The following is a 4224-nucleotide window of genomic DNA, read 5'->3' on the forward strand; positions in this document are numbered from 1 at the left end:
GTTCCAGGTCGCGGGCGCCTATCGGATCGCCGCCTTCCGCAACGTCTTCAAGTCGGCCGTCACGCTGTGCGCCGGCTGGACGCTGAGCTTCCTCGCCGTCGCGGCGGTCCTGCTGGTGACGAAGCTCGGCGACAACTACTCGCGGCTCTGGCTCGGCACCTACTTCGCGGCGGGCCTGCCCCTGCTGCTCGCGGGCCGCCTCGTCCTCGGCCGGGTGATCCGCGACCAGACCCGCAAGGGGCGCTTCGACCGGCTCACCGCCATCGTCGGCGGCGGCCCCGCGGCGGAGGAACTCATCGCCGCCCTGGAGACCCAGAAGGAGAGCGGCATCCGCGTCGTCGGCGTCTTCGACGACCGCGGCGACGCGCGCTCGGGCGACGTGGTGGCGGGCTACCCCAAGCTCGGCACGGTGAGCGACCTCGTGGCCTATGCTCGCCACACCCGGCTCGACCTCATCGTGTTCACGATCCCCATCTCGGCCGAGGCGCGCATCCTGCAGATGCTCGCCAAGCTCTGGGTGCTGCCGATCGACATCCGGCTCTCGGCCCACGCCACCAAGCTGCGGCTTCGCCCGCGCAGCTACTCCTATCTCGGCTCGGTGCCGGTGCTCGACGTGTTCGACAAGCCGATCGCCGACTGGGACGTGGTGGTGAAGGCGGTGTTCGACCGCTGCGTCGGCGCCCTGCTGCTCGTCGGCCTCGCCCCCGTGATGCTCGGCGTGGCGGCAGCCGTGCGGCTCACCTCGCGCGGGCCGATCCTGTTCCGGCAGAAGCGGCACGGCTTCAACAACGAGATCATCGAGGTGCTGAAGTTCCGCTCGATGTATGTCGAGCAGTGCGACCCGACCGCCGTGCGCCAAGTCACCCGGGACGACCCGCGGGTGACGCCGGTCGGCCGCTTCATCCGCAAGACCTCGCTCGACGAGCTGCCCCAGCTCTTCAACGTGCTGAAGGGCGACCTCTCGCTCGTCGGGCCCCGCCCGCACGCGATCGGGGCGCGGGCCGCCAACACGTTCTACGACCAGGTGGTGGACGGCTACTTCGCCCGCCACAAGGTCAAGCCCGGCATCACCGGCTGGGCCCAGATCAACGGCTGGCGCGGCGAGACCGACACCAGCGAGAAGATCCAGCGCCGCGTCGAGCACGACCTCTACTACATCGAGAACTGGTCGGTGCTGTTCGACCTGCAGATCCTCGTGACCACCCCCTTCGCCCTGCTCAAGGCCGAGAACGCGTACTGAGCGAGCGCGCATGCGGGACGGGCCGCCCGGCGGAAGCCGGGCGGCCCGTCTCCATCTGTCGGCGGGCGCCCGGGGGGCTGCCCGGCGCCGGCTACGGCAGGGCGCCGGCCTTCTCCTTGGCCTTCATGATGGTGTCGCGGCAGGCGTCGGCGTTGCCGGCCTTGTCCTCGGCGCGGGCCTTCTCGACGAGCTTGCGCGCCTCGTTCACGCCCGCGGCCGTCGACTGGGCCTTGGGGTCGCTCGGCTTCACGTCCGGCGCCTTGTCGAGGGCCTTGTCGGAGTTTGAGGAGACCGGGCCGCCCGGCGGCACGGTGCCCGTCACCTGCGCGGCCCCGGCGCTGTCGAGCCGCTTCTCCAGCGTGGTGATCTCGTCGGCGCAGGGCGTGGCGAGCGCGGGCGCCGTCATCAGCAACAGGCCGGCCAGGGCATAGCTCATCCGCATCGGGCGTCTCTCCGTCTTCGTTCGTTCGGGATCGTTGTTCGCCCGTGGCAATCGACGGTCGCGCGAGCCCGTTCCCGAGACCTGAGGCCGCAGGCCCCTGACGCGAGAAGCCCCGCGGACCGTGGGGTCCGCGGGGCTTCTCTCCTGCGTTCGTCGTTGGACCGTGGCGTCAGTACTTGCGCACCAGCGGCTGCGGCTCGGCCATCGGCACCGGCGCCTCGCCGAAGGTGTAGCGGATGCCGCCGTAGACCGAGAGCGGCTGCCCGAGCGTCGTGGTGCGCGGGTCGTTCACCGGATAGCGGTTGGCCACGAGGCCCGGCTCGAAGAACGTGCCGAAGTTGCTGTAGCGGTTGTTCGTCAGGTTGGTGACGTAGCCGAACACCTCGAGGTTGGGGTTCACGCGGTAGCTCGTGTTGAGGTTCAGCACGTACCACGGCGGCAGCTTGCGGTTCAGGTTCGACTCGTCGCCGCGGTAATAGGCGGACGAGAAGGCCTGCAGCGCCATGCCGACGCGCCAGCGCGGCAGCAGCTCGACGTCGAAGCCGACCTTGAACTGGTGGTCGGGGATCAGCGGCACCTTGTTGCCCGGCACCACGAAGATCGCGCCGTCGTCCGAGAGCGGGTTGTTGGGCGAGGACAGCGTGCCGTTGAAGCGGAAGGTGGCGTCGATCAGCGCGTAGTTGGCGTAGACCGAGAGCCAGTCGGAGACGTATTCGAGCCCGACCTCGACGCCCTGGCGGCGGGTGGCCGGCACGTTCACGAAGTAGCCGCGCGCGGCGTTGCCCGGGGTGGCGAGCGACAGGATGTCGTTGGTGAGGTCGGTGCGGAAGGCGCCGATCTTATAGTTCACCAGGCCGCCGTCGTAGAAGTTCGGCAGCGCGCCGCGGAAGCCCACCTCGTAGGTCTGGCCGGTGACCTGCTTGAGCGGCGGGTCGGCGACCAGCGAGTTCGGGATCAGGCAGGGCCGCAGCGGGTTGGCGCAGGCGAGCTCCAGCGGCGTCGGGGCACGGTTCGATTCCGAGTAGCCGCCGTAGAGCGACAGCCCGGGGCTGAACCGGTAGGTCAGGCCGGCGAGCGGGTTGATCTTGCTGTAGTAGTGCGTCCCCGTCACGTCCGGCGAGAAGCCGGTCTGGTCCTGGCTGGAGATGCGGGCGAAGTTCAGCCGCGCGCCGGCCGTGAGCGAGAGCCGGTCGGTCAGGTCGATCGTGTCGGTCGTGTAGAGGCCCATGTAGAGGTTGTTGCCCGTGACCGAGCTCGGCGCGATGCCGAGCGCGCCCGCCGTGCGGATGAAGTCGGTGCCGAGCCCCGGGATGTTGCCGTAGAACGGGTTCGCCGGGTTCGTGGTGACGCTGAGGTCCGGGTTGATCACGCCGAGCGTGCTCGACGACTTGTAGCTGTAGTTCGCCACGTCGATCGAGCCGCCGACCACGAAGCTGTTGCCGAACCCGAACACCGTGTCGCGGTTGGCCGCCTGGAGCGAGCCGCCGTAGCCGGTGGCCTCGGTCTTGGTGACGTCGAGGGTGCCGTAGGGCACGCCCGCCGTGAACGGAATGCCGTTGGCGCCGGCGCCGCGGCCGAGGATCAGGAACTGGTTGGTGAAGGCGTTGCGGCTCTGGCCCGGCGCCTGCTCGAAGCCGTCGTCCTCGTAGCAGAGACGGCCGCGGAACGAGGAGTTGCGCGAGCAGTTCTCGAAGTCGCCGTCGTTGCCGTCGATGTAGCGCTGGCTGAAGCGGCGGAAGTAGGCGTTGCCGGACAGGTCCCAGGTCGGCGAGATGTCGACGCGGCCGGTCATCTGCAGCGTGCCGACCTCGGTCGTGGTGGTCTGCGGGTAGGTGAAGATCGCCCGCGGATCGACGTGGGTGAAGTCGACCGGGGTGGCCGCGGCGGCGCCGAAATAGGTGCGCGCGAGCTGGCCGATCAGGTGGAACTCGGAATCCGGGGTGCGGTAGCCGAGGTCGGCGTAGACGCGGCCGATCGTGCTCGGCGACTGGTAGCGCCAGCCGCGGTCGTTCAGGCCGTCGCCCGCGAAGTAGAAGCTCCACGGCCCGATCATCTTGCCGTACTGGAGCGAGCCGGCGATGCGGCCGTCCGAGCCGCCGAGCGCGGTGATCTCGGTGCCCTGCCAGGTGAAGCCGTTCTTCATCTGGATGTTGATCGCGCCGCCGAGGGCGTTCAGGCCGAAGACCGGGTTGCCGGTCACCACGTCGATCCGGTTGATCGCGACCTGCGGGATCAGGTCGAGGTTGACCGTGTCGCCGAAGGCCTCGTTGATGCGCACGCCGTTCTGATAGACGGCCAGCCCCTGCGGCACGCCGGTCACCGGCGAGGCCTGGAAGCCGCGATAGTTGATGTCGAGGCGGTTGTTGTTGCCCTGGCTGTCCGAGATGTTGAGGCCCGGCACGCGGCGGGCCAGCGTCTCGACGGCGTTGAAGGTCGCCCGGTCGAAGTTCAGGTCGGCGGCGGTCACCGTCTCGACCGTGCTGGGGATCTTCCAGAGCGGCTGGGCGCCGCCGACCTGAACTTCGACCGGGCGACCTTCAAC

3 protein-coding genes are annotated in these 4224 nt (G+C 69.4%); 1 reads left to right on the forward strand and 2 read right to left on the reverse strand.

Annotated features, from left to right (window positions below):
- A partial coding sequence (locus AX737_RS24515; protein ID WP_066925845.1) for an undecaprenyl-phosphate glucose phosphotransferase occupies positions 1–1240 on the forward strand: 1240 nt, incomplete at its 5' end.
- Positions 1241–1331: 91 nt separating this feature from the next.
- On the opposite strand, the gene AX737_RS24520 is transcribed toward AX737_RS24515, so the two are convergent.
- Positions 1332–1682 carry a hypothetical protein gene (locus AX737_RS24520; RefSeq protein ID WP_066925848.1) on the reverse strand — a complete coding sequence of 117 codons (351 nt, stop codon included), beginning with the start codon at positions 1680–1682 and terminating at the stop codon, positions 1332–1334.
- Between the two features lie 169 nt (positions 1683–1851).
- The coding region (locus AX737_RS24525) for a TonB-dependent receptor (RefSeq protein ID WP_066925851.1) at positions 1852–4224 on the reverse strand (2373 nt) is incomplete at its 5' end.

This window comes from Methylobacterium sp. CCH5-D2 (genome assembly GCF_001556475.1).
In the GTDB taxonomy this organism is placed as follows: Bacteria; Pseudomonadota; Alphaproteobacteria; order Rhizobiales; family Beijerinckiaceae; genus Methylobacterium; species Methylobacterium hispanicum.

Bases quoted from the DNA above. Each gene is read 5' to 3' on its own strand.
- AX737_RS24520 (WP_066925848.1), bottom strand. From the start codon at position 1,682: ATGCGGATGAGCTATGCCCTGGCCGGCCTGTTGCTGATGACGGCGCCC.